The 23,977-nt window shown below is 43.9% G+C and carries 29 protein-coding genes; 6 read left to right on the forward strand and 23 right to left on the reverse strand.

Annotation, left to right across the window (positions count from 1 at the left end):
- Positions 1-138: 138 nt before the first annotated feature.
- Both glyA and B5J93_RS09300 read right to left on the reverse strand, forming a co-directional pair.
- Positions 139-1,521, reverse strand: coding sequence for a serine hydroxymethyltransferase (glyA, locus tag B5J93_RS09295; protein ID WP_079326136.1), 1,383 nt, complete (start codon positions 1,519-1,521; stop codon positions 139-141).
- A gap of 364 nt (positions 1,522-1,885) precedes the next feature.
- Positions 1,886-2,341: a chorismate--pyruvate lyase family protein gene (locus tag B5J93_RS09300; protein ID WP_079326137.1), complete on the reverse strand. Its 456-nt coding sequence runs from the start codon at positions 2,339-2,341 to the stop codon at positions 1,886-1,888.
- 422 nt (positions 2,342-2,763) lie between these two features.
- Between B5J93_RS09300 and B5J93_RS09305 the strand changes: the two genes are divergently transcribed.
- The gene (locus B5J93_RS09305; protein ID WP_079326138.1) at positions 2,764-4,362 is read left to right on the forward strand and encodes an isocitrate lyase; all 1,599 of its coding nucleotides are present in this window, start codon (positions 2,764-2,766) and stop codon (positions 4,360-4,362) included.
- 183 nt (positions 4,363-4,545) lie between these two features.
- Positions 4,546-6,708, forward strand: coding sequence for a malate synthase G (locus B5J93_RS09310; RefSeq protein ID WP_079326139.1), 2,163 nt, complete (start codon positions 4,546-4,548; stop codon positions 6,706-6,708).
- A 45-nt stretch (positions 6,709-6,753) separates the two neighbouring features.
- Here the strand turns inward: B5J93_RS09310 and B5J93_RS09315 are convergent, their stop codons facing one another.
- From B5J93_RS09315 to ffh, 3 genes are all read right to left on the reverse strand, one after another.
- Complete coding sequence (locus B5J93_RS09315) at positions 6,754-7,125, reverse strand: hypothetical protein (RefSeq protein WP_079326140.1); 372 nt, start codon at positions 7,123-7,125, stop codon at positions 6,754-6,756.
- A gap of 9 nt (positions 7,126-7,134) precedes the next feature.
- On the reverse strand, positions 7,135-7,728 hold the full coding sequence (leuE, locus tag B5J93_RS09320; protein ID WP_228144920.1) for a leucine efflux protein LeuE: 594 nt from the start codon (positions 7,726-7,728) through the stop codon (positions 7,135-7,137).
- Positions 7,729-8,024: 296 nt separating this feature from the next.
- Positions 8,025-9,578, reverse strand: a complete 1,554-nt coding sequence (ffh, locus tag B5J93_RS09325; RefSeq protein ID WP_079326141.1) for a signal recognition particle protein — start codon at positions 9,576-9,578, stop codon at positions 8,025-8,027.
- A gap of 110 nt (positions 9,579-9,688) precedes the next feature.
- Here ffh and B5J93_RS09330 point away from each other — a divergent pair, with 110 nt between their 5' ends.
- Together B5J93_RS09330 and B5J93_RS09335 are read left to right on the forward strand one after the other, a co-directional pair.
- Positions 9,689-10,483, forward strand: coding sequence for a cytochrome C assembly family protein (locus B5J93_RS09330; RefSeq protein ID WP_211278872.1), 795 nt, complete (start codon positions 9,689-9,691; stop codon positions 10,481-10,483).
- 149 nt (positions 10,484-10,632) lie between these two features.
- Positions 10,633-12,489, forward strand: coding sequence for a WG repeat-containing protein (locus tag B5J93_RS09335; protein WP_079326142.1), 1,857 nt, complete (start codon positions 10,633-10,635; stop codon positions 12,487-12,489).
- Between the two features lie 42 nt (positions 12,490-12,531).
- Here B5J93_RS09335 and dusA read toward each other — a convergent pair whose 3' ends face one another.
- The gene (dusA, locus tag B5J93_RS09340; protein WP_079326143.1) at positions 12,532-13,518 is read right to left on the reverse strand and encodes a tRNA dihydrouridine(20/20a) synthase DusA; all 987 of its coding nucleotides are present in this window, start codon (positions 13,516-13,518) and stop codon (positions 12,532-12,534) included.
- Positions 13,519-13,657: 139 nt separating this feature from the next.
- On the opposite strand from dusA, the gene B5J93_RS09345 reads away from it, so the two are divergent.
- Positions 13,658-14,770: a site-specific integrase gene (locus B5J93_RS09345; protein ID WP_079326144.1), complete on the forward strand. Its 1,113-nt coding sequence runs from the start codon at positions 13,658-13,660 to the stop codon at positions 14,768-14,770.
- Here B5J93_RS09345 and B5J93_RS09350 read toward each other — a convergent pair.
- From B5J93_RS09350 to B5J93_RS09415, 15 genes are all read right to left on the reverse strand, one after another.
- Complete coding sequence (locus B5J93_RS09350) at positions 14,739-15,017, reverse strand: pyocin activator PrtN family protein (protein ID WP_079326145.1); 279 nt, start codon at positions 15,015-15,017, stop codon at positions 14,739-14,741. The two genes, B5J93_RS09345 and B5J93_RS09350, sit on opposite strands and share 32 nt — an antisense overlap.
- Positions 15,018-15,021: 4 nt before the next feature.
- Entirely contained in the window at positions 15,022-15,354 is a 333-nt protein-coding gene (locus B5J93_RS09355) for a DUF551 domain-containing protein (RefSeq protein WP_079326146.1), read from the reverse strand.
- Positions 15,341-15,535: a hypothetical protein gene (locus tag B5J93_RS09360; RefSeq protein WP_079326147.1), complete on the reverse strand. Its 195-nt coding sequence runs from the start codon at positions 15,533-15,535 to the stop codon at positions 15,341-15,343. Before B5J93_RS09360 ends, B5J93_RS09355 begins: the two co-directional genes overlap by 14 nt.
- Positions 15,536-15,695: 160 nt before the next feature.
- Entirely contained in the window at positions 15,696-16,013 is a 318-nt protein-coding gene (locus B5J93_RS09365; RefSeq protein WP_079326148.1) for a hypothetical protein, read from the reverse strand.
- A gap of 72 nt (positions 16,014-16,085) precedes the next feature.
- Positions 16,086-16,619 carry a single-stranded DNA-binding protein gene (locus B5J93_RS09370; protein ID WP_079326149.1) on the reverse strand — a complete coding sequence of 178 codons (534 nt, stop codon included), beginning with the start codon at positions 16,617-16,619 and terminating at the stop codon, positions 16,086-16,088.
- 73 nt (positions 16,620-16,692) lie between these two features.
- The gene (locus B5J93_RS09375) at positions 16,693-17,418 is read right to left on the reverse strand and encodes a BRO-N domain-containing protein (protein WP_079326150.1); all 726 of its coding nucleotides are present in this window, start codon (positions 17,416-17,418) and stop codon (positions 16,693-16,695) included.
- Positions 17,419-17,699: 281 nt separating this feature from the next.
- On the reverse strand, positions 17,700-17,963 hold the full coding sequence (locus B5J93_RS09380) for a hypothetical protein (protein ID WP_079326151.1): 264 nt from the start codon (positions 17,961-17,963) through the stop codon (positions 17,700-17,702).
- A 340-nt stretch (positions 17,964-18,303) separates the two neighbouring features.
- Entirely contained in the window at positions 18,304-18,495 is a 192-nt protein-coding gene (locus tag B5J93_RS09385) for an Arc family DNA-binding protein (protein ID WP_079326152.1), read from the reverse strand.
- Between the two features lie 2 nt (positions 18,496-18,497).
- A complete protein-coding gene (locus B5J93_RS09390; protein WP_079326153.1) occupies positions 18,498-19,103 on the reverse strand; it encodes a lambda exonuclease family protein in 606 nt (201 codons plus the stop codon).
- Between the two features lies 1 nt (position 19,104).
- Entirely contained in the window at positions 19,105-19,686 is a 582-nt protein-coding gene (locus B5J93_RS09395) for an ERF family protein (RefSeq protein ID WP_079326154.1), read from the reverse strand.
- Positions 19,687-19,751: 65 nt separating this feature from the next.
- Entirely contained in the window at positions 19,752-19,886 is a 135-nt protein-coding gene (locus tag B5J93_RS14240) for a hypothetical protein (protein WP_265734212.1), read from the reverse strand.
- The gene (locus B5J93_RS09400; protein WP_079326155.1) at positions 19,876-20,070 is read right to left on the reverse strand and encodes a hypothetical protein; all 195 of its coding nucleotides are present in this window, start codon (positions 20,068-20,070) and stop codon (positions 19,876-19,878) included. Before B5J93_RS09400 ends, B5J93_RS14240 begins: the two co-directional genes overlap by 11 nt.
- Complete coding sequence (locus B5J93_RS09405) at positions 20,067-20,333, reverse strand: hypothetical protein (protein WP_079326156.1); 267 nt, start codon at positions 20,331-20,333, stop codon at positions 20,067-20,069. Before B5J93_RS09405 ends, B5J93_RS09400 begins: the two co-directional genes overlap by 4 nt.
- Positions 20,334-20,415: 82 nt before the next feature.
- Positions 20,416-21,204 carry a KilA-N domain-containing protein gene (locus B5J93_RS09410; RefSeq protein ID WP_079326157.1) on the reverse strand — a complete coding sequence of 263 codons (789 nt, stop codon included), beginning with the start codon at positions 21,202-21,204 and terminating at the stop codon, positions 20,416-20,418.
- Between the two features lie 294 nt (positions 21,205-21,498).
- Positions 21,499-21,834, reverse strand: coding sequence for a hypothetical protein (locus tag B5J93_RS09415; RefSeq protein ID WP_079326158.1), 336 nt, complete (start codon positions 21,832-21,834; stop codon positions 21,499-21,501).
- Between the two features lie 671 nt (positions 21,835-22,505).
- Here B5J93_RS09415 and B5J93_RS09420 point away from each other — a divergent pair.
- Entirely contained in the window at positions 22,506-22,706 is a 201-nt protein-coding gene (locus B5J93_RS09420) for a hypothetical protein (protein WP_062498426.1), read from the forward strand.
- Positions 22,707-22,754: 48 nt separating this feature from the next.
- Here B5J93_RS09420 and B5J93_RS09425 read toward each other — a convergent pair whose 3' ends face one another.
- Together B5J93_RS09425 and B5J93_RS09430 are read right to left on the reverse strand one after the other, a co-directional pair.
- Entirely contained in the window at positions 22,755-23,528 is a 774-nt protein-coding gene (locus B5J93_RS09425; RefSeq protein WP_079326159.1) for a DUF1829 domain-containing protein, read from the reverse strand.
- On the reverse strand, positions 23,512-23,958 hold the full coding sequence (locus tag B5J93_RS09430) for a DUF6978 family protein (RefSeq protein WP_079326160.1): 447 nt from the start codon (positions 23,956-23,958) through the stop codon (positions 23,512-23,514). Before B5J93_RS09430 ends, B5J93_RS09425 begins: the two co-directional genes overlap by 17 nt.
- Positions 23,959-23,977 lie beyond the last annotated feature (19 nt).

A 23,977-nucleotide genomic window follows, 5' to 3' on the forward strand; every position in this document is an offset into this window, starting at 1 on the left:
GGTAGTTTGGAGAGGGGTTTTATACTCAATCACAGGCAGTTTAAAGTCGGTTGTGCATTTTGCCATAAAAAGCACCCCAAAGGTTAGTATTTGAGTGTCTAACTTTTGGGATGCGGTTCAATTTTTTTGATCTAACACTTATTTTTGATTGATTTTTGCCATCGCTTTTTCATAGAACTCATTGAATTTGTCTTTGGCGGTGTGGACAAATTCGCTGTCGGCCTGCTCATCAATCATATCACTAATTTTGGAGAACAGCTCTTTGGTTTTGGATTTTTGATACACAGGCAGTCTTTGGCATACTTCGCTAACTTTGGCGCGCACCTCACCAATCACTTTTTCATCGCCTTTGGCGTCCAAAATATCGCACACCCAGCCCGCTAGCTCCACGCACTCAGCTTCTTTAAAACCACGAGTGGTAACGGCAGGTGTGCCAAGGCGGATACCGCTTGTTACAAAGGGCGATTTGGGGTCGTTTGGCACGGAGTTTTTGTTCACGGTAATGTGAGCGTCGCCAAGCCACTTGTCCGCTTCTTTGCCTGTAATGCCTTGCTTGATAAGACTGATAAGCATAAGGTGGTTTTCGGTACCGCCAGACACCACGTCATAGCCACGAGCGATAATCGTGTCTGCCATGGCTTTGGCGTTTTTGACAACTTGTTGTTGATATTCTTTGTACTCATCGCTCATTGCTTCTTTAAAGCATACCGCTTTGGCGGCAATGGCGTGCATTAGGGGGCCGCCTTGCGTACCAGGGAAGACGGCTGAGTTTAGTTTTTTCTCAATCTCTTCGTTGGCACGGGCAAGGATAAGACCCGAGCGAGGGCCTCGCAAGGTTTTGTGAGTGGTGGTGGTCGTTACGTCCGCAATCTGCACGGGGTTCGGGTACACGCCTGCCGCCACAAGCCCTGCAACGTGTGCCATATCTACCATAAGATACGCACCGACTTCATCGGCAATCTCACGAAACTTTTGCCAGTCCATGACTTGACTATATGCCGAAAAGCCAGCGATAATCATCTTAGGCTTATGCTCACGGGCTAGGCGAGCCACTTCATCATAATCAATCAAGCCGTCATCGGTAATGCCATAATGCACGGCATTATACGTTTTGCCCGAGAACGACACGCTTGCCCCATGTGTCAAATGTCCGCCGTGGGCAAGGCTCATGCCAAGCACGGTGTCGCCTGCTTCTAGTAGGGCAAGATACACGGCAGCGTTGGCGTTAGACCCTGAGTGTGGCTGTACGTTGGCATAGTCCGCCCCAAACAGCTCTTTGGCACGGTCAATGGCAATCTGCTCAATCACGTCCACATGCTCACAACCGCCATAATAGCGTTTGTTAGGGTAGCCTTCGGCATATTTGTTGGTTAGGTTTGAGCCTTGAGCTGCCATGACGGCAGGCGAGCAGTAGTTTTCACTGGCGATGAGCTCAATATGGTCTTCTTGACGCTCGCCCTCGGCATCAATGGCGATGGCAATCTCGGGGTCAATGGCGTGTAGGGAGATGTTTTTGAACATAAAAAATCCTTAGATTGGAAAGATTAGAAATGAAATGGTATAAATAAACATGCTAAGTGTATCATATTTTACCTAAAATGGCAGGGGTATTTTGGTATCAGAGATGATAAATAGACCAAAATCATACCAAGATATTAAGGCGTGCCTACCATTGATAACATTTCACAAAATACGATGAAAATTTGACAATTTTAATCGATTTTTGCATGAAAAATGGCTAAATCTTGTGGCTCGAAGTCAAAAACTTGCTTGATAGAAGACTCACAGCCTACGTTTTTTCCTTGAAAAACGTGCGATTCCCCTGCTTTTTTAAATAGGCATTTTTCATTGCAAATACCAAAGGTAGGCACGCCCTAGCCGATTATCAATTTAAAAAATCTGTTAAAAACATCTCCTGCACCAACACCACTCGCCCTTGCCAATCATAGACCGTATTTCGCCCCCAATGCTTATTATTAAAAAAGTAAGTGCGAGTATGGGGCAAATTTTTGTTGTGCTTAAACATGACATAGCCAATCGGTGTGCGTTTTAAATGGCGTAGGCGTTTGGCATTACCGACTAGGCTTGTCAAGGGAAATATGCTTTTGGCACGCACCCATGCTTTATCATCATTGCCATAAAGCTCCACTTCACGTATCCACGCAAGGGTAGGGCGGTGGACGGGCAGTCCTAAGAGTTTTTTGGTGGTAAAATCAATGACTTGATACGATTCACGTACCACATTGACACGCAAGGCTTGCCCTGCTCGCTGTTCTAATAAGGTGGTGAGCGAGCCGTGAGAATACAGATAAGGGGCTAAGGTGGTGGGTGGTGTGGTCATGATAAAATGGTGTGAAATTTGGCAAATTTTAGCATAAAATGACCAATGTAGGGGTGAGATGGGGTGGTTTTTGAGATGTTTTGTTACAATTTGGCAGATTTTTCAAAAAAAATTTTATAAAAAATCAAACATCATCATCAAGATAATTTATACACCTTATTTTGATAAAATCACCTTACTTTTCAAAGGGTTATCACTTTGCTTGTCTTAATTATCATCAATTTTTATAATGAAAAATCCAACATCATTTTTTAAAAAAATAATGACAATTTAAGCAGGCTATTGGATAAATGCCAAACTTTTGGGTATGCTAAGCACATGAAAAACAAACGAGCAATACAGATGGTTTTGCATTGCTTTTTCATAAGTTGGCAGTTTTGTTATTCACGGTCCTAGACCCATGAACTTTAAGGAAAATTCTCATGACTTACCAATCCGCCCTAGAACACGTTCGCTCTGTTAAAGCCAAATTAGGTGGTACTTGGGACGCCATTCGCCCAGAAGATGCCGCTCGCATTATTGTCCAAAACCGCTTCAAAACTGGTCTTGACATCGCCAAATACACCGCCTCTATCATGCGTCGTGACATGGCAGAATACGATGCGGATAACTCCAAATACACCCAATCACTCGGCTGTTGGCACGGTTTTATCGCCCAACAAAAGATGATTGCCAACAAAAAATACTTTGGCACTACCAACAAACGCTACATCTACCTATCAGGCTGGATGGTTGCCGCCCTACGCTCTGAGTTTGGTCCACTGCCTGACCAATCCATGCACGAAAAAACCGCCGTGCCTAAGCTCATTGAAGAGATTTACACTTTCTTACGCCAAGCAGACGCCAAAGAGCTAAACGACCTATTCCGTGCCTTACAAAAAGCCGAGCAAGCGGGCGATACTGCAAAAGTTAAAGAAATCGAAGCTCAAATTGACAATTTTGAAACCTACGTTGTGCCAATCATCGCTGACATTGATGCAGGTTTTGGTAACGAAGAAGCGACCTACCTTTTGACCAAACAAATGATTGAGGCAGGGGCGTGTGCCATTCAAATTGAAAACCAAGTATCAGACGCCAAGCAGTGCGGACACCAAGCAGGTAAAGTTACCGTGCCACACGAAGACTTTTTGGCGAAAATCAATGCCGTGCGTTATGCCTTCTTAGAGCTTGGCGTGGACGAAGGTGTGATTGTTGCCCGTACCGACTCAGAAGGTGCCGACCTTACCCAAAAAATCCCTGTCAGCCGTGAACCTGGTGATTTGGCGAGCAAATACATCAGCTACCTAGAAACCACTGAGATTGACATCGCGGACGCCAAAGAAGACGAAATCCTTATCAAGCGTAACGGCAAGCTACACCGCCCAACTCGCCTAGCGTCTGGCTTGTATCAGTTCCGTGAAGGCACACAGCATGACCGTGTGGTACTAGACTGCGTAACTTCGCTCCAAAACGGTGCGGACATGATTTGGATTGAGACCCCAACCCCAGACGTGGCAGGCATTGCAAGTTTTGTTAATGACATCAAAAAACAAGTGCCAGATGCCAAATTGGTGTACAATAACTCTCCGTCATTTAACTGGACAATCAACTTCCGCCAACAAGCCTATGACCGCTGGGTTGCCGAGGGTAAAGACGTATCAGACTATGACCGTGCCAAACTTATGGACGCTCAATATGACGACAGCGAGCTTGCCCGTGATGCGGACGAAAAAATCCGTACCTTCCAAGCAGACGCTGCCCGTGAAGCAGGTGTGTTCCACCACCTCATCACGCTACCGACTTACCACACCGCCGCTCTATCTACGCACGAGTTGGCAAAAGGCTACTTCGGAGATGAAGGTATGCTTGCGTATGTGGCAGGCGTTCAGCGTAAAGAAATCCGTGGTGGTATCGCTTGCGTGAAACACCAAGCAATGGCAGGTTCGGACATCGGTGATGATCACAAAGAAATCTTCTCTGGTGAAAATGCGCTTAAAGCAGGTGATGCGAGCAAAAACACCATGAACCAATTTGGCGGTTAAGACTTGCTAAATAAAAGAAACGGTGTTTTGCTGTTAAGGTAGAGCACCGTTTTTTGTTTAAAATTTAACTGTTTTGGTTTTCCGTTCGCCCTGAGTCTGTCGAAGGGTGAAAGAAAACCTTTTCATGGTTCGACAAGCTCACCACGAACGGTTTTTAACATTATTTATTTTAAGGACAAAATTATGGCTACCCAACGCATTACCAAAGGCTCACTCGCCATTGACAAAATTTTATTTGATTTTATTGAAAATGAAGCCCTACCTGTGGCAAAGCTCGACAGCGATACTTATTGGAAAAACTTTGAGCAGGTTGTGCTTGATTTGACCCCAAAAAACAAAGCCCTACTTGCCAAACGCGATGAGTTTCAAGCCCAAATTGACGCTTGGCACAAAAACAACACTTATGAACTCGGTGCGTATAAAAATTTCTTAAACGAGATTGGCTATCTTGAACCAGAAGTTGCTGATTTTACCATTAGCACAGAGAATGTGGACGATGAAATCGCCACCATCGCAGGCGCACAGCTTGTCGTACCAGTACGAAACGCCCGCTACGCCCTAAACGCTGGCAACGCCCGTTGGGGTTCGCTCTATGATGCCTTGTATGGCTTTGATGTCATCAGCGAGGCGGACGGTGCAGAAAAAGGCAAAGGCTATAACCCTGTGCGTGGGGCAAAAGTGGTGGCATTTGCCAAAAATTTCCTTGACGAAACTTTCCCCCTAACAGACGGCTCGCACGCTGATGTAACGTCTTATACCATAAAAGACGGCAAATTATCCGCCAAAGTGGGCGAGTCTGAGACCACTTTAACCGAAAATAAAATAGTTGGCTACAACGGCACGCCTGACAAACCTAGCGAAATTATCTTAAAAAACAACGGCTTACATGTCATTATCCAAATTGACCCAAATAGCCCAATCGGTAAAGATGACAAAGCAGGGGTTAAGGACGTGGTGCTAGAATCTGCCGTTACCACCATTCAAGACTTAGAAGACTCGGTTGCTGCGGTTGATGCCGAAGAAAAAGTGGAAGGCTATCGCAACTGGCTTGGGCTGATGAAAGGCGATTTGTCCGAGCAAGTTGAGAAAAACGGCAAAACCATCACTCGTACCCTAAATGCTGACCGTACTTATACCGACCTAAATGGCAACAGCCAAACCCTGCACGGGCGTTCGGTGCTACTTTTGCGTAATGTTGGGCATTTGATGACCAACCCTGCGATTTTGGTGAATGGCGAAGAGATTTTTGAGGGCATTATGGATGCTCTCATCACGCCAATGCTGACCGCCATTGACATTCGTGGCGAGAACACCTTGCGTAACTCTCGCACAGGCTCGATGTACATCGTTAAGCCAAAAATGCACGGCTCAGAAGAAGTGGCGTTTGCGGTAGAGTTATTTACCCGTGCCGAACAAGCGATTGGCTTGCCCGCCAAATCCATCAAAATGGGTATTATGGACGAAGAACGCCGTACTTCGGCTAACCTTAAAAACTGTATTTCAGTTGCTCGCGACCGTACCATCTTTATTAACACAGGCTTTATGGACAGAACGGGCGATGAAATTCACACCGCAATGCAAGCAGGAGCGTTTGTCTGTAAAGGCGAAATCAAGGGGCAAACTTGGTTTAATGCCTATGAAAAACGCAATGTCGGCATTGGCTTGGCGACAGGTCTTTTGGGCAAAGCCCAAATTGGTAAGGGTATGTGGCCAAAGCCTGACGAGCTTGCCGAGATGTACCGCACCAAGATTGAGCACCCACAGGCGGGGGCAAGCTGTGCGTGGGTACCAAGCCCAAATGGGGCAACGATTCACGCCATCCACTATCATCAATGCAATGTGGCAAACCGTCAAACTGAAATCAAATCAGAGCAAATGCCAAGCATTGATGAGCTTTTGACCATTCCTTTGGCGACCGACACCAACTGGACGGACGAAGAAAAGCAAAAAGAGCTGGACAACAACTGTCAAGGTATCTTGGGCTATGTTGTGCGTTGGGTAGATTTGGGCGTGGGCTGTTCCAAAGTGCCTGACATTAACAATGTCGGCTTAATGGAAGACCGTGCGACTTTGCGGATTTCAAGTCAGCACATCGCCAACTGGCTGGCTCACGGTATCGTCAGCGAAAGCCAAGTTTGGGACACCCTAAAACGCATGGCAAAAATCGTGGACGAGCAAAACGCGTCTGACCCTGCGTATCGCCCCATGTCAGCAGATTTTGACAATAACATCGCTTTTCACGCCGCCGCCGACCTTATCTTTAAGGGAGCGACCGAGCCGTCTGGCTATACCGAGCCACTGCTACACAAAGCTCGTTTGAAGTTGAAAGGTTATCAGGGTGACTAATCGCTTGTGATAAAAACCCCAAGCTGTCATGGTTTGGGGTTTTTATTACCTAGATTTTTTAAAGATTGCATAAATACCAAATAACACGCAGTTGTAAATAAATGAGAATATTGCTCCTGTAATGGGTGCTAGTGCTCGACCTGTATCGTTAGAAACTCTCTGCATGGCTTGTTGTTGTTCCGGTGTAATTTCATCACCACTAAAAAAACCATCATCATCTAAATCAAAACTATTCAAATAAATGGTTTTTTGATAATGAAAAAATTCTGCCATAAAAATAATCAAAAGCCATACCAATATCATTGATAATATCCACGCTACCCATTTAGGTATTTTTCGACGGTTTGCAATTTTAATGACAATAAATGGGGGCGATGCTATTAAAAAAATGGTTAAAAAGATAGAAAAGATTGCCATAAATATGTCTTATAACTCCGCCAACCACAAATTCATCCCAAAGCCAATAAACAAACAGCCAACCCCCGCCATTACCATTGCCATTATTATCGGGCGAGAGCCAAAAGTATCGGCGAGTTTTTTGCCACTAAAAATGAGCAAGATTAAATATAAAAAGCTGACAATTTGTAAAATCACCGCCAAAATAAAAAAGGTCAAAAAGGGCTTGTCATAATCAGGACGGACAAATTGCACAAAAAACGATAAGAAAAATAAAATCTCCTTGGGGTTGGTCAGGCTTAATGATAACGAGCGGTAAAAGTGATTGTGCGATTGGACTTTGGGCGGATTAAAACTTTTATTGGCAATGGCACGGCGATTTTTAAAGGTGTGATACGCCCCGATAATAAGCCGTATGCCCAAATATGCTAAATAGCAACCACCAATGAGCTTGATGACATCAAACACCGCAGGATAGAGTTTGAGTAGTGTCCCCGCTCCAAAGACGGTTGCTAATATAAGTATCGTATCGCCCACCAAAATCCCCGACATCGCCCCCATACCTGCTCGCCTGCCTTGACTTACCGACATCGATAGGCAGTAAGACTGTTTGAATGATGACAATTACGTCAGCAAGGCAGAAGACTAAGTTCTGTGAAGTTGTGAATTAAAGAATAATTACACAAAACTTAGTTCTTAGTGGATACAGCTGGTTTTACCAACCTAACCTTTGATCTTGTGTCTAAGATTTGGATTGGTTCATTTTTCGGTTTTTTGTGTGTGTATTGGGGCGTGCTGAACATTGATAACATTTTATAAAAATAAGATAAAACTTATTGTTTTGTCAATTTTTGCATGAAAAATGGCTATCCGACCGCTTAATTATGCAAATACCAATATTCAACACGCCTCAGGCAAGACTAAAAACGCTTTTTAAACTTACCGCCCATCGCATTACTGGCATTTTGCAGTTCGTTCATTTTTTGGCGAACTTGCTCTTCACTCATGCCCAGATTGATGGTGCTGGGGTCTACACCCATCTCATGAATGTCACTGGTCATTTTGGCAAATTCTTGTTGTTTGTTACCGCCAAACAAAGGACCGCCACCACCGCCAGACATGCCACGAGTCAGCCCTTGCACCGCTTTCATCATTTTCTCGATGCCATCGGGGCGACTAATCATTTTCATCATTTTTGCCATCTGCTTGTGTTGTTTTAGCAGGGCATTGACGTCTTGGATTTGTTTGCCCGAACCTGCGGCGATGCGACGTTTACGGCTAGGGGTAATTTTGTCGGGATTTTGGCGTTCAAAGGGTGTCATGGAGTGAATGAGTGCTTCCATTTCTTTGACTTTCTCTTCGGGTTTGGCTTGGGCGAGTGCGTCTTGGATATTTGCCCCGCTCATGCCTGGCATTTTGTCCAAAAATCCTGCCATGCCCCCCATGTTTTTCATCTGCTGGAACTGGGTCAATAAGTCTTCTAAGTCAAACTCACCACCTTTTTGGATTTTTTTCGCCATGCGTTCGGCTTTGTCGCGGTCGATTTTGTTTTCAACTTCTTCAACCAATGACAACACATCCCCCATACCAAGAATACGCTGGGCGATACGCTCGGGGTGGAACAGCTCCAAGGCTTCTAGTTTTTCGCCACGACCCAAGAATTTAATGGGTTTGCCAGTAATCACACGCACGGACAAAGCGGCACCGCCACGAGCGTCACCGTCTGTTTTGGTCAAAATCACGCCTGTTAGGGGCAGAGCGTCGTTAAAGGCTTTGGCGGTGTTGGCGGCGTCTTGACCAGTCATTGAGTCCACGACGAACAAGGTTTCGGTAGGATTGACGGCAGTGGTTAGCTCTTTGATTTCGGTCATCATCGCTTCATCAATGGCAAGGCGACCTGCGGTGTCGATGATGAGAATGTCAGCAAACTGGATTTTGGCTTGTTCTATGGCACGATGAGCGATGTCAATCGGATTCTCGTTCACGCTCGATGGCACGAACATCGCCCCCACTTGCCCTGCGACAAATTCAAGCTGATTAATCGCGGCAGGGCGATACACGTCTGCCGACACGAGCATGACTTTTTTCTTTTGTTTGTCTTGTAGGAACTTGGCAAGTTTACCTGCGGTGGTGGTTTTACCCGCCCCTTGCAAACCTGCCAAGAGATAGACCACAGGCGGTTTGCCCGTCATCTCTAAGCCTTGGTTTGCCGAACCCATCATCTCGGTCAGCTCGTCATAGACGATTTTGACAAAGGCTTGACCAGGGGCGAGTTCTTTTAGCACTTCTTGCCCGAGGGCTTGTTCTTTGACTTTGGCAACAAAATCACGAGCCACAGGCAGTGCCACGTCTGCTTCTAGGAGTGCCATACGCACTTCACGCAAGGTGTCTTTGATGTTGTCTTCGGTCAGGGTGCTTTGACCTGCCAGTTTGTGAAGTGTGCCAGAGAGTCGTTCGGTTAAGGTGTCAAACATGATGAGTTCCAAAAAATTAATAGAAAAATTTGGGTTATTTTATGCTAAATTTAAAAATTATGCTATTATTATTGCATATTTTGTACCAATTTTATGATAAAGGGGTGGTTGTGTTCGTTTTATACCTGATTGGCGTGATGATTTATGCAGGGGTGGGGCTTCATCTGTATCACGCTTTGGTTAAAAATAAGCCAATTTTTAAGACCGCCACGTTATCCGCCCTAACCATCGCCATCATCTTGCATGGCGTGATACTCGCCCCACAAATCATCACGCTCTATGGGCTTAATTTTAACATTTTTAACGTCCTTAGTTTAACAGGGTTGTTCTGCCTTATCTTTTTTGTGCTGTTTAGTCTGTATCGCCCCATTTTGAGCCTAGGCGTACTTGCCGTGCCGACCGCCATTATTGGCATGAGTTTTGGTGAGTTTGGGCAAGCCCCGTATCAGCCGATTACTGACATGAACATGGGTCTACAAACGCACATCTTACTGTCGTTTGGGGCGTACTGCGTGCTACTGATGGCGTGCGTGCAAGCGGTGATTTTGCGACTACAAATCCGTGAATTAAAGCACCAGACGATACACCGCTTTTGGGTTGCCAAACTGCCGTCTTTGCAGAGCATGGAGAGCCTGCTGTTTGACATGATACTCATGGGTTTTGTGATTTTAAGTGTCGCCATTGGGCTTGGGCTTGTGACCACCTATGACATCATGGCTCAGCATGTGGCGCATAAGCTCGTGTTTAGTGTGCTGTCGTGGCTCGTGTTCGGGGTGTTCATTGTGGGGCATTACCGTTTTGGCTGGCGGGGCAAAAAAGCGTCCAATTTTGCCATTTATGGCTTTATCCTGCTTGCCATTGGGTTTGTGGGGTCAAAGGTGGTGTTGGAGCTGATTTTAAAATAAATTGGGTTATATGGGGGTAATTTATTCATTCACAAACCAATCTTTTATCACAGGGTAAATTGCAATTTGTCCCTACAAGCCTATCTAAGGCATAATTTATCAATAACGCCAAACATTTAAATAAATATTACACCAAAAAAGGATGAATTATGATAAAAAAATCACTCTGTGTCATCATCGGCTTATGTATGGCGATGACCGCCCACGCCCACTGCATTTATGAAAAGCCCTTGGATGAACCCATAACCGATTTTCGCTGTGTTGGTAATCTCATTGAACGCAATCACGATTATGAATATTATAGCGTTATAGATAAGCAGGGTAATGTTTTATTTGCCAAGGTGGATTTATTATATGATGAATATGATAGAGGGATTAACATGGTCGTGAATGGTAAAACAGGATTGATTGATAAAGACGGTCGCATAAAACTGCCTTTTAAGTATGAGCATATCGGTATCTTTGAAAAAGATGACAATCTTATCTTAGCCAAATCAAATGGCAAGTTTGGCTACATCAATCGACAAGGCGAAACGGTCATTGATTTTATCTATGATAACGCTTGGGGGTTTAGCGAAGGTTTGGCGTGGGTTGTACAAAAAAGAGCGGATGATAAAGGTCTTGATGTTTATTTTATCGATGAAAAAGGCAGTAGGGTATTTGATGTGCCAAAAGATGTCTCATCAATGGGGATGGGTTTTAATGAGGGGCTTTATATGGTTAAAAAGGATGGCAGGTTTGGCTATGTCAATAAAGAAGGAGAGCTTGCCATTGATTATCAGGATTATGATTATGTTGAGGGTTTTGAACATGGGCTAAATGTTGTCACTAAAAATGATAAAGAAGGTGCGATTGACCGTATGGGTAATATTGTCATTCCCATAAAATACGATAATATCGAATATGTGGATGAGCATTATTTGATATTAACCTTGGGTGATGATATTTTTATTGCAAATTTTAATGGCGATATTTTAAAAAAGGACATGAGACTATACCGCTCATCTGACCTTTATGATGATAACAACCACCCCATATACATCGCAACTTTGACAAATGAAGAAGGCTATCCAACGGCATTGGTTAATCACGAATTAAAAGAAATTGTCCCTTTTCATCGCTTTGATGACATATTTGTATTAAACGCTAATTATTTTGAAGTAAAAAATAAGCGTTTAAATCAAGATGAAGCCATGCTAATAGATGATGATAGATATGGTATCATTGACAATCAAGGCAGGCTGATATTTGAGCCTGATTATCAAATTGATAAAACCTATCATGGTAAGGTTATGGCTGATTATTATATTTTAAAAAATAAACATCATGCAGGCGTGATTGATAAAAACATGAATGTGCTATTGCCTTTTGATTTTGATGATATTTATTCGCCTGACATGCCATTTTTTATTGTCAAAAAGGATGATAAAGTGGCATTGTATCAATATGACAAAGCCATGACGGGTTTTGATTATCAAAAGATTGAATTTATTACGCCAATGCTATGGGCGGTTCAAAAAGATGATAAGTGGGCGTTAATCAATGAACAAAATAAGCCTTTGACCAAATTCATATATGATGACATCGATGAGTTAAAATATGGCATGATACCTGTTTTAAGACAAGGAAAATGGGGCGTGCTTGATGAGCATTACCAAGAAATCATTGCTCCTGTGCATGACGGTTTATGGATTTTGGATAATGGGGCGATTGGCGTGAGCACATTAATCGATGGTTATCATAAGTATGGCTTGGTGGATAAAAAGGGCATGCCATTGACCCAGATTGAGTTCGATGACTTGTCAAGTTTTGGGGCGACAACAATAAGAGTGGCAAAGCAAATCGGCGATAAGCAGTACTATGGACTGCTTGATACCACGGGTAAGGAGATTTTCCCTGTCAAATACGACTTCATCACGCAGTCAAATGGGGCGGCCGAAGAGATGTATCTTAATGATGAGACCATTACCATAAATAAGGCAGGCAAGATATTGACAAATAGGTAATGGCTAAGTAACGGCTAGGTAACAGCTGGGCGATGTGTATCATCACAGCCCATTTTGGCTAAGTACGCTCTCGCCTGCTTGCTTGATGTCGTCCACGGTGAGATTTCGTTTACCGCTCAAATCTTGTCGCCATTTTCTTGCCCCTGTCAAGCCTTGAAACAGCCCCAGATAATGCCGTGTCAAGGTTGCCAAATTCGCCCCTTGCTCGGCTCGTTTTTCAAGATAAGGGTAGAGATTTTCTAGGATTTCACGGTGCGTTGGGATAGGCTCGCCCCACAACTCATTGCACACCCCCATAAGCATGGGATTATGATAAAACGCCCGTCCTACCATCACGCCGTCCACATGGGTTAGGTGGGTTTTGATGTCATGAAGATTGTCCACACCGCCATTGATTTCTATAAAAAGATGGGGAAACTCTGTTTTTAGGCGGTAAATATCATCGTAGCGTAGGGGCGGGATTTCTCGGTTTTCTTTGGGAGATAAGCCGTTGAGCCACGCTATCCTAGCATGAGCGATAAAGTGCGTACAGCCAGCCTCCGCCACTGTCCCCACAAAATCACGCATAAACTCATAACTGTCAAACGTATCAATGCCAATGCGATGCTTGACGGTAACGGGCTTGTCCGTACTGTCTTTCATCGCACGCACCATATCCACCACCAGTTTTGGTTCTGCCATAAGGCATGCCCCGATTTTATTGTGCTGAACACGGTCGGACGGACAACCAACGTTGATGTTAAATTCATCATAACCCATCTTATCGGCAATCTGTACGCATTGTGCCATATCGTTAGGATCTGACCCACCAAGCTGTAACGCGACAGGATGTTCGCTGTTATCATGTCGCAAAATATAATCGGTGTCGCCCTTTAAAATGGCACTCGTGCTTATCATTTCGGTGTACAGATGTATATGGCGGTTAAACAGCCGTGCAAAATAGCGAAAATCGGCTGTCGTCCAATCAATCATCGGGGCAACCGATATTCTCTTAGTATCTGATTTTAAAGCAGTTTTCAGGGAAAGCATTGATATATAAGCCTTTGAGTGGGTTAAGATTATGAATTATTTTTGATTATTTTAGCGTATTTTTGATTATTTTTGTAGTTTTTTGCGGAAAATTTGCGTAAAATATTGCGGAAAAAAATCTCACCAAAGGTCATCAAAAATGGGCAGTATTCGCACCAAAAAATCAAAAGACGGCACGCCTCGTTATTATGCCGAAATCCGTATCAATAAGCAAGGTTTTCCGCCTTATCGTGAAAGTGCCAATTTTGGCACAAAAAAACTCGCTCAGGCGTGGATAGCCAAGCGAGAACAAGAATTAAAAGACAATCCAAAACTCTTGTTTGGGGCAAAAGGTATCAGTGATGATTTGACGGTTGGCGATGCGATTGACCGCTATATTAGTGAATTGGGGGCGGGCTTTGGACGCTCAAAAATGCACGCCTTGCGACTTTTACAAAAATTCGCCATTGCCAAATTGCCTTTGACCGTCATTAACCCCCTTGATATCACCGACCACGCCAATTTACGCAAAAATGGCGTGCCAGAGCTTGCCCTTGACCCTATCAGCCCCGCCACGCTTGGGGCGGAATTTACTTACCTTTTTGGCGTGCTAGACCACGCAGAAATTATGTGGGGTGTGGACATTGATATGAATGCGTTAAGACGGGCATTAAAACAGCTTAAAAAGACCCGCAATGTCGCACCAAGCAAAAAGCGAGACCGCCTACCAACAAACGATGAGTTAATCAAATTAACCAAGCATTTTTATCAAGTTTGGCAAAATGATGGTATGGCAATGCACCTGATTATGTGGTTTGCCCTATTGTCAGGCAGACGACAAGCTGAAATTACCCGTCTAGAATTGTCAGACGATTTGGGTGGCGTATTTGTGGTGCGAGATGTCAAAAACCCCAAGGGAAGTGCTGGCAATCATCAAAAATTTACGGTATTGCCAGAGACACGACAAATCATTGACTTATTAAAACAGCACACGGCGGACGAGACTTATTTGGTGGCAGAAAGCCATAAGATGATAAGCAAGCTGTTTACAGAAGCCTGTCATCTCTTAGCGATAGACGATTTACACTTTCACGATTTACGGCACGAAGCCTGTACAAGATTGGCAGAACAAGGAATGACAATCCCCCAAATCCAGTCAGTCAGCCTGCACAAAAGTTGGGGGAGTTTACAGAGGTATGTGTCAGTGCATAAAAGGGCAAACACGCCCCAGTTTGATGAAGTTATGCGTGAAGTTTTGAATGATCGCTCTTGACCGCATTCTTTGCTTTGTCAAGGGCGGTCGCCAAGTCGGACAAATGAACAAAATAAGGCGATTTTTGACTGTCGGCAAGGCGAAAGCAAGGAAAAGCAAAACCTTGCTCGCTGGCTAGGCGGTTAATTTGGCTTTGTTTAAGGTGCGGATAATAAATTTCGCAGACTTCACGCAATTCCACTACGAGTTTACCAAATTGTAAAAATAGATAGTCTTGGGTGGAGATTTTAGGGATAAGGGGTTTCATTTATTCACTCCTTTGGCGGTTGTGGTAGGGGTTGCCAGTGGGTTACTCGGGTGTCGCTAGGCATAAGCTCACTAAACTCCCAGCTATCGCCAAGATATTCCGCAGTTAATACATACCGCAGAGGTCTCTGATACACCAATACTACCGTTTCCAACGGGGGTAATCGGTCATCAACACTAATCCACCCGTTATTAGTAACACCATCGTTTTCCCACCCTGCACACACCGCCTTGTGACTGCGAAAAAGCGAGCTTGCTTCGGCAATCACGGCTTTTTGTTCATCATCGGATAGTTTGGACATGTCATAAGTGATTGAGAAATATTTAGGCTTGTTCATAATCCACCCCCAAAACTGCCAAAGCTGTTGCAATTACCCCGATGGGAATTTCTTTAATGACAATATTGCCAATCGCTTCACGATATACAGTACAATCTTTTGGGCAATTCTTGATAATCTCTTTGGCTTTTTCAGTTCCACCAAGATTTTCAATTAGTTTTTGGGCTATTTCAATATTCATTTCTTACCCCTTTTTGATTTTGTTCGCTTATTATTTCGTGGATTGTGTCGCATTTTGTTGCCGTTTGGGATTTTAAAATTTCTTTTTCCAAAATCATTAACGAAAAACGATAAAAAGACACCTGCCGAGTATGGATTATTTAATTTAGCCATTTTATTTCTTACTCCTTTAAACCGATTGCAAAGTGTTCAAGATAATCAAGCATGGAAACAACATCGCTATTTTGTGTTCTAATTCGACACTCTCTTATCTCAGCCAATAAAACATCAAAATCGCTTATTGGATTGTTGTGTTGTTCAACAATCTGCAAAGCTGTCTTGATGGCATTGACCGAATATTTTTTCGGGCAGGGAATGCCGTTGCGATATTTTCCAAAATCAAAAAAAATAAACGCATTTGACGGCTCATTTTCAGCAATGTTTTTTGCTTCGTTTAGTCCGATTTCATCAATCAACGCTTTGGCGGTATTTAGGTTCATTTTTTACTCTCTGGGCGGTTAAAAAAAATTAAAACGGCATATCATTATCAGCCACCCCACCAGAGGGTGGCGTTACCACTTTCCCATGTTTTGCCCACCATTTTGGGGTGGAAAAGCAGGGGGTTGTCCTGTTTGATAGTGGGGCGGTTGGAACTCATTGGGAATACCACCTGTAAAGCCGTTTTGATTGCCCCATTGTCCGCCTTGCCCCTGCGGATAGCCCTGTGGGGCTGTGGGGGCGTGTTGTTGCGACTGCTGTTGTGGCTGACCTTGACCGCTAGGCAACATTTGCATTGATTGGGCTTTTATTTCGGTGCTGTAACGCTCTATGCCTTGTTGGTCGGTGTATTTTCTAGTGTGCAAACTGCCTTCGATATACACCAAACTGCCCTTAGACAGATACTGCCCTGCGATTTCTGCCAGGCGATTATACAGACTGACCCTATGCCATTCGGTCTGCTCTTTTTGCTCGCCTGTCTGCTTGTCCGTCCATCGGTCGCTTGTGGCGATGGACAGGTTGGTGACTTGACCGCCATTTTGGAATTGGCGGACTTCGGGGTCTGCCCCTAAGCGACCCACGATGATGACTTTATTCACACTTGACATGATTTACTCCTAAAAAAGGCATAAAAGACCCCAACACTTACCCCAAAGGGCAAGCGTGGGAATGATAAAAGGATTAGAATTGCTTTTGTAAAGCCTGAATGCAACGCTCGGATTTTTCCAAACGGCGTTGTAGCTTGTCCAAATGTTCTAGGATATTTCTAAAATCGCCCATGACACCCCAAAACTCATCTTGGGCTTGTTTGATTTGGTGGGCGTTATCGGCTAGGATATTGGCAATAAAGGCGGTGTTTAGGCTCGGGGTAAACTCAAAACCCCAAATAAATGCCAATGCCCGCTCAAAATCACACGCCAACAACTCGCTATATCGTGGAATGCTAAACGCTTGATATAGGGCGTGGTATAGGGTCTGATAATGCACCTTGTTGTGTTGGCATTTGGTTTTGATTGCCTGTTGGGTTTGGGCTTGTTGCTGTGCTGATATGGTGTGGCGGTATTGCCCTGTTTTTCTGATACTTGGCAAGACTTCTGATGTTACCCATTTACGGAATTTGTGTTGAACCGTACCTTTTTGCATTGCCTTACGAGAACGCAGGATAAGGGCATATAATCCGCTTTCGTTAATGATGTTTAATTTTCGGCTTTGTTTAACGCCGTTTGAGCTGGTGTCGGTTAAAGCTACATCAGCTTTTTCATCATCATCTAAGCGAGAAAGTGCGTCACGAGCGTTTGCGATTTCCAAAACATTGCAAACATCATTGGCAACGAACCAAAATTCGCCTTGTTGGTCAATGATACGGATTGGGGATTGTTCAAAAGTGAAGTTGATAAGATTTGACATATCTAAGTACCTATTTGAGTTGGATTTTCCCATTTACGACAATGGGGTGGGCAAGATGTTCGTAACACGCTCAAATTCGTGTGTGCATTCTCACGATATGCACCATCTTACCCATAACTTAAAAGGTATAGATATAAAAATGCCACAGATAACGCTTGTGGGGAACGATTTGAGAGTAGGTTACGACACCTTACCCCATATCATAGCGTATCTTTTGCCTTGTGTCAATAAAAAAATCCGCCCATTTTTAAGTATGGACGGACTTTTTAAGAAATAACGGATTAACCAAAAAACCGTGTCAAGACAAACACAATCAACCCCCCAACCATTGCCGATCCAAGTGTAACATAGGGGTAAAAGCGAGCTTCTTTTTCTATTTTTTTGGTTTCAGCAACAAATTTATCGTTTTCAATACGCATTTTTTCAACCGTGGCTTGGCTGGTTGCGATGTCCTGTTGGATTTTACTAATGTCTAGCATAAGTTTTACCTTTTCTAGGTTTTCTTTGTCTAAGGTCTGTAAGTCAATACGGCTTATATCAACCATAATAGCACCTATTATTTGCTTTGTCTAGGAAAACCTACCACAATAAACGCCAATTTAGGGCGATAGGGCTTGCAGGGTTGGCGGACTGTCATACAAGGTAAACAGCACATCTTGCGATGTCCCCACAAGCCCCACCATAAGGGGGTGTGTAGCACCCTTTGGGCTTGTGATTGCAATAAAAAAACCGCTTAGGGCGGTCGCTTTTGCAACCTTGTATTATTCAGTCCGCCAAGACTGACATCGGATTTTGCCGATGTGCGGATAGAATAGCCCATTTTTTAGCCCTTGTCAATAAAAATCACATTTCTGTATTTAAATGGCGGAATTCCGCCATTTGGCTTTATGATGATTTCGCACTATTGAGCAACCTTAAAATCTCATCTAACTTATCGCCAATTTCATTATCATAACTGGCAGTTAGCCGTGCTACAATCTCACTATTAAGGCTTCTGCCGTTGTCTTTGGCGGATTGTTGCAATTTGGCTTTTAGGTTATCAGGCATTCTTACGCCTGTGGGTGCGATATCACGCATAGTTACTCCTGTGCCATATATAATTTCTTTCGCTCACTTTCCAAAATCTCATTAGCACGCATAACATCACGCTCTAATGTCTCAATATCCACATCACTGCGATTGACACGGATAATCTTTAACTGCAAATTGGCAGGCATTCGTGGGTCAAAACTAACAAAATCGCACCAATCACGCTCTGTACACGCCAACTGCCATGCTATCTGTGGCAAATACTCGCTTGGCACTTGCCCTGTCAGTAGGGTGTTGGTGTGGGTGTCGCTGTTTGGGCATTTAATCTCAATAAGCCCGTTATCGCCCACAAGACCGTCTGGACTTGCCCCACTCATGGCAATGGTGGGGTGGTCTATCAGCCCTGTCTCTACCACGGTTTGGAATGTGGCAAGTTCATAGGCTTGTCTTGCCAAAGGCTCGCACTCAATACCCCACGCCATCTCTGACGTGGTAAATGTGCTAACCGCTTGCCCTGTCAGTCGCTCGGATAACAGACGGGTCAAGGTGGCATTTAGTGCCTTGCCCTTTTGGGGCTTAGCGTTTAAGTCCTTGATACGACTGGCGGTAATCTTGCCCACTCGGGCGGTGTGCCATTCATCTGTACGCTGTTGCATTTTATAGCCCCTGTGCGATTTGGCGTTGCTGTGGCGTTAAGGCGTACTCGGTTAATAGTCGCACCTTGTCAAATTGTCCATTGATGACGGCATTACAAGCCTCATTAAAGCGGTTGTCATCAAGGGTTGGCATGGTATTTTGCACTCCTTGATGAATGGTGGCATCAGGGTCATTATCCCCTTCGGTGGGAATGGCGAACACTTGAAAGCAAGCATATTTGTAGGCAATGCTCATTGCTTTATTGGTTGCTTTATCGCCACTATCCATTGCTTCGCCAAAGGTGGTGGCGGTGTATTTGGAACCGTCCACCGCAGAAATAAAATCAAACTCGCCACGAATAGACACATAGAATAAAATGCCATTTTTGCCTTGCTTTTCGGTAACAACACGCTCAGCATAACGCGGCATGACAATCAAATGATGTTTGGCAAGTAAAGGGCTTAGGGCATTGTACACATCATCAATACCACGAAACTTATACCCATAATTGCCTGACCCTGCTTGTTTGTCTTTGGCAATGCCTGTTTTGGCAAGCTCGGCTTGAATGGCGTTAATCGCCTTGAAAACTTCTAAGTTTTCCATGATTTACTCCTGTTCAAATTTGGTTTAACCCACGATTGCCAACTCACACAATTGGCAATCATTGGCTAAAACGGCAATTCATCAAATGCTTGCCCTGTCTCATACAGATAGCGTTCATACTCGTAGTAGTCGCTCTCCATTTGTGCTTGGATGTCATCGGGCAAGCTGTCTAAGTGGTCTTGATAGTCTCTATCGTTCATCTTTACGCTCCATCATCTCAATCATGACCTTATCGGCATGGCTGATATAGGTTTCGGCTTGGGCTTGGGCAACACGGCTGTTATCCTCTGCCGTATGCTCTGCCCATCCAAAGATACACTGATATACGATAACCACAAGGGCGATATATGCTATCGCCCCACCTATCAAATCAGATATTTTCATGCGTACTCCTGCTCTGCCAAAATTTGCTCATATCCTGCCACTTCATGTTCTAGCAGTGGCAAATAACATTTTTTGCTAAACGCTTTTTTAACCAAATCTTGATTTTCTGCCAAATCAAGGTCAAGTGTTATCTCGCCAAAGCGATTAAAACACAGCTTAGCGGTGTGAATAACCGTGTATTCGTCATACTCGGTTACTTCGACTTCGACGTGGACGGCATTACATTCTTGCCCCTTGGGGGCGAGTTCTGCGATAAGTCTCATGGCTTGCTCCTTGTGCGTAAATTTTGGGTACAAAAAGCCCACTCATGCCAAAATAGGCACAAGCAAGCGTTTTGGGTTGGTATTAAGAGATTAGACCGATTTTCTTTTTCATTGCCATTTGGCGGTCAATGAATGCTTGGGCATTTGCCACAAGGTTAGGGTCATGGCTGATATGGCGTTGTTCGCCTAGGCTGTCGTATAGCAAGCCTTTGGTTTTGACAATGCGATTAAGCTTGCGACAGGTCTCATCTAGGCTTTCTTGTAGCTCGGTAAGCTCACGGCTTATGCGGTCATATTCTAGCACCCCAACCATTCGCCAAAAGGCGTTTTGCTCACCATGAGCAGGCTGTCCCATCATCAGACGATGCACATACTCTACCGCTCGTGGCAAATCACTCATGGCAATCTCATCAATATGATGAACACCCATGTACTGATGCACCAGTGCATAGGCTTCTGAGTGTATGATGCCAAGTTTGCCACATAGGGCGGTTACGGCTTGGCGAAGTGGGGTGCGGTCGCGGGCGGTGGATTTGGGTAGACACGGTATCGCCCCTGTATTAAGTGCGTCAAAGGCACGAATGACTATTAACGAAAACTTAGGGCTAATCCACATTGCATAGGCATAGACCAACTCACGGCAGACAAATGTGCCTTGTTTTGCACCGTCTGCACGATTGCCTTTGATGGTGTGGTAAGCGACCTTATTTTCAAGTTCAATTTCGCTGATAAGGTCTTGTGTTTGTTGATTACGCAAGAATAAAGCAGGGGTATGACGATTTTCATTACCGCTTGCCTTGTGTAAATCATTGAGAGAGAAAAAGCCGTTTTTGTCTTGGCTGATAGAATGGGTATTGATGATTAAGTTCATTATGAACTCCTAGAAGTTTAGTTAGTGAATGTTACCCAATAGGGTAACGGGTCTCAACTACCGCTTCTAGACGGCTAGGCATATTCACCACAAGGGCTATTGTATTTTGCCTTATCAACCCGTCATAAGACGAATTTTGTTTTGCCTGTGAGTGATATACAGATTTGTATATCACTTTTTGGTAAATTTTAGGTACAAAAAAATCACGATGACGGTGTGAATTTTCCGCTAGAAGTTAAGTAGTAAGCACATCATACCCCATTCCTCCCACCTTGTCAAACATTTTTTAACATTTTACGGACTGTAATAATACCGCTCTGTTTTCTTGCCCCATTTAAAATTGTCATCAAAACATGCTTGATAACCATCGTAAAACTCATCACAATCAAGGCACCCTCTGATAATCTCCGCCATCTCAACTGGCATGGGGTAGTACTCCCCGTCATCGTCTATGCCCTGTATGTCGGTAATGACAGGATAGTACTGGTCCCAAAAAAACTCACGGGTGTAATCATCATCACACATCCGCTCGCATTCATGCTCTAGGGCAAGCTCCGCCCAAATGCACTCATCTAATATATCTAGCACGATAACCGCATGGCTTGGGCTGATTTTGTCAATGTTTAGCATATATGCTCCTAAAAGTTAATCCGTGATTGGCAACTGTTAAGTAATGCTTACAAGTTGCCAATGGCTGATTAGCTTATCACTCCGTTATCTGCCACGGTGGTGTGGGCTTTGTTTGTCCGATTTTAGATTTGGTTCATCTAAGTTCGTCTAAACTCCGTGTGGCTCCCTCACGGTAGGGCTTCTGGGGTGTTAAATAGTTATTCAAGCGGTCATCTCGTCTTGATGGGTGTATATTAACTTATGTTAGCATTTAAGTCAATAAAAATTAGCAATTAAAGTTAGTAAAAATGCTAACTCTAAGACAAAAGGTATTATTTAAAAGATAGGCGGTAAAAGATGGGCATAAAAAACCGCCCAACAGGCGGAAATTTTTTAAAAATGCTTGACATTATATACAAGACAGGATATAATATAAAACATAAGGGCGGTACTGGCATACCACCCTTATAGGTTACCGCCACCGACCTTGTAAGTGGTGGCAACCTTAGGAGTAAAGACAATGCGTAAAATTGCACTCATCGTAATTGTCCTATTCTTGGTCTTGTATAGCTCACCTGCCTACTAAACCAAGCACCTAAGTTAAGACCCAAAAGGACTTAATAAGGTGGGCGGATTGGGAAACCACCGCCACTCTCCTAAAACTTAGATTATCTTACCATAAGGAAAATACGATGTCAAACTACCAAAACACCGAATACACCAAACGCGCCAAAGCCAACTATAACGCCAAAGCCCTGCGTTCTACCACAGTACAGTTTATGCCAAAAGACCAAGAGGCATTAGATGCCCTTGACAAACTTACCGAGCGATATGGTTCGGTTGCCAAGGCGGTCAAGGCAAGCCTTTTGGCTCATAGCAAGGAATGTGAATAGGGCAATAAAAAAGCCCCCTAAGTCTTAGGGGGCTTGGTGTGGTGGGGATTAGTTGATAAGCTGGCTAATTGCTTTGTCTTTTTTTGACCAAAGTATGGGGTTGATGTTGTAGTTACGTAAAGACTGCATGGTGCTATCAGAAATCTTGTGGTTTATATCATTGAGAGCGACATATAATGTTGTATCTGCACCCCGTGCTTCTTTGGTGTCGGACCAACCAAAAAGAATGTGTTCAATGTTATTTTTAACAGGATTGTTGATGGTGTGAAGTAGGCGTTCTGGCGATTGGCTGGATTTTGGAATGGCAAAATCAAAATTAAAGGTAAACCCTGATTTACCTGATAAATTGACATTGGACAAATAGCGTATATTGTGCTGTGTTAGCCACGCTTCCACATCTTCAAAAAAGAAACTGGCAACGCTAGCATTGGCAAGCGAAAACATATCGTTGATGGCAAGCATCGCTTGGATAAAGCTGTTTTTGCGGACGGCAAAATTGGTCCTATTGGCAAGGGTGGTAAGCTGACCGTCTTTAATTTGTACGCCAAAACCGTTTGCTACTTCGGTTAGCAGTTTTTTGCGTTTTGGGGTGTTGAACTCCACGCCACTCATAGCAAGGTCGTTTAGGATATAGCCATCATCAGTAAAAAACAAGCCTTGTTCATTGCGTAACACATAAAACTGTAAATAATCGTTGTGGCGATCCAAATAGGGTGCGGTAATCTCTACCACCCCATTGTCCAGCTCCGAAAATGCGGTTTGGTCTTTTAGCCATGCCAAATAGTTGTCAAAATGGCTGTGAAGTTCAGTGATGAGTTTCATCGTAAATGCTTAATTGAATGTCCGCAAAAGGATTGCCTTGAATGTTGCAATATTGACAGAATTTATCTAAAAAATCAATGATATTTTTGCAACCATCAAACTCCTTTGGCAGGGCATACGCCCATTTTGTGCCGTAACCTTCCCTGTAAATATGTATGTGGGGGCAAGTAATGACGGTGTCGTCTGGGTTTTTGTGGGGTGGCCCATCTAGGTCCAACCGTACAAGCGGAATGCACTTTTTGGCACGCATTTGATAGGTGGCTTTGTTGATTTTGATGGTGCTGGGGGTAATGTCCAATATTAATTCCTCTTTGCCGTTTTGGGCAAGCAAATCCACACTTACTTTTTTGGTGCGTTCAAAAACCGCCTGTTTCATCACATACTTTGCGATGGCAATTAGCTCATCTGCTTCATATTGCGTTAGGTCCATTGTTTCTCCAAGTCTCACC

The sequence above is a fragment of the Moraxella equi genome (genome assembly GCF_002027555.1).
Classification (GTDB): Bacteria; Pseudomonadota; Gammaproteobacteria; order Pseudomonadales; family Moraxellaceae; genus Moraxella; species Moraxella equi.

Coding starts and splice junctions, on each gene's coding strand:
- B5J93_RS09305 (WP_079326138.1), top strand. CDS start 2,764: ATGACTTACCAATCCGCCCTAGAACACGTTCGCTCTGTTAAAGCCAAA.
- B5J93_RS09350 (WP_079326145.1), bottom strand. CDS start 15,017: ATGAAACCCCTTATCCCTAAAATCTCCACCCAAGACTATCTATTTTTA.
- B5J93_RS09315 (WP_079326140.1), bottom strand. CDS start 7,125: ATGGCAATCTTTTCTATCTTTTTAACCATTTTTTTAATAGCATCGCCC.
- B5J93_RS09400 (WP_079326155.1), bottom strand. CDS start 20,070: ATGAAAATATCTGATTTGATAGGTGGGGCGATAGCATATATCGCCCTT.
- B5J93_RS09360 (WP_079326147.1), bottom strand. CDS start 15,535: ATGAATATTGAAATAGCCCAAAAACTAATTGAAAATCTTGGTGGAACT.
- B5J93_RS09355 (WP_079326146.1), bottom strand. CDS start 15,354: ATGAACAAGCCTAAATATTTCTCAATCACTTATGACATGTCCAAACTA.
- B5J93_RS09405 (WP_079326156.1), bottom strand. CDS start 20,333: ATGAGACTTATCGCAGAACTCGCCCCCAAGGGGCAAGAATGTAATGCC.
- B5J93_RS09335 (WP_079326142.1), top strand. CDS start 10,633: ATGATAAAAAAATCACTCTGTGTCATCATCGGCTTATGTATGGCGATG.
- dusA (WP_079326143.1), bottom strand. CDS start 13,518: ATGCTTTCCCTGAAAACTGCTTTAAAATCAGATACTAAGAGAATATCG.
- B5J93_RS09385 (WP_079326152.1), bottom strand. CDS start 18,495: ATGCGTGATATCGCACCCACAGGCGTAAGAATGCCTGATAACCTAAAA.
- B5J93_RS09370 (WP_079326149.1), bottom strand. CDS start 16,619: ATGTCAAGTGTGAATAAAGTCATCATCGTGGGTCGCTTAGGGGCAGAC.
- B5J93_RS14240 (WP_265734212.1), bottom strand. CDS start 19,886: ATGAACGATAGAGACTATCAAGACCACTTAGACAGCTTGCCCGATGAC.
- glyA (WP_079326136.1), bottom strand. CDS start 1,521: ATGTTCAAAAACATCTCCCTACACGCCATTGACCCCGAGATTGCCATC.
- B5J93_RS09410 (WP_079326157.1), bottom strand. CDS start 21,204: ATGAACTTAATCATCAATACCCATTCTATCAGCCAAGACAAAAACGGC.
- B5J93_RS09425 (WP_079326159.1), bottom strand. CDS start 23,528: ATGAAACTCATCACTGAACTTCACAGCCATTTTGACAACTATTTGGCA.
- B5J93_RS09365 (WP_079326148.1), bottom strand. CDS start 16,013: ATGAACCTAAATACCGCCAAAGCGTTGATTGATGAAATCGGACTAAAC.
- B5J93_RS09430 (WP_079326160.1), bottom strand. CDS start 23,958: ATGGACCTAACGCAATATGAAGCAGATGAGCTAATTGCCATCGCAAAG.
- B5J93_RS09345 (WP_079326144.1), top strand. CDS start 13,658: ATGGGCAGTATTCGCACCAAAAAATCAAAAGACGGCACGCCTCGTTAT.
- B5J93_RS09300 (WP_079326137.1), bottom strand. CDS start 2,341: ATGACCACACCACCCACCACCTTAGCCCCTTATCTGTATTCTCACGGC.
- B5J93_RS09375 (WP_079326150.1), bottom strand. CDS start 17,418: ATGTCAAATCTTATCAACTTCACTTTTGAACAATCCCCAATCCGTATC.
- B5J93_RS09310 (WP_079326139.1), top strand. CDS start 4,546: ATGGCTACCCAACGCATTACCAAAGGCTCACTCGCCATTGACAAAATT.
- B5J93_RS09420 (WP_062498426.1), top strand. CDS start 22,506: ATGTCAAACTACCAAAACACCGAATACACCAAACGCGCCAAAGCCAAC.
- B5J93_RS09415 (WP_079326158.1), bottom strand. CDS start 21,834: ATGCTAAACATTGACAAAATCAGCCCAAGCCATGCGGTTATCGTGCTA.
- B5J93_RS09390 (WP_079326153.1), bottom strand. CDS start 19,103: ATGCAACAGCGTACAGATGAATGGCACACCGCCCGAGTGGGCAAGATT.
- B5J93_RS09380 (WP_079326151.1), bottom strand. CDS start 17,963: ATGGTTGATATAAGCCGTATTGACTTACAGACCTTAGACAAAGAAAAC.
- ffh (WP_079326141.1), bottom strand. CDS start 9,578: ATGTTTGACACCTTAACCGAACGACTCTCTGGCACACTTCACAAACTG.
- B5J93_RS09395 (WP_079326154.1), bottom strand. CDS start 19,686: ATGGAAAACTTAGAAGTTTTCAAGGCGATTAACGCCATTCAAGCCGAG.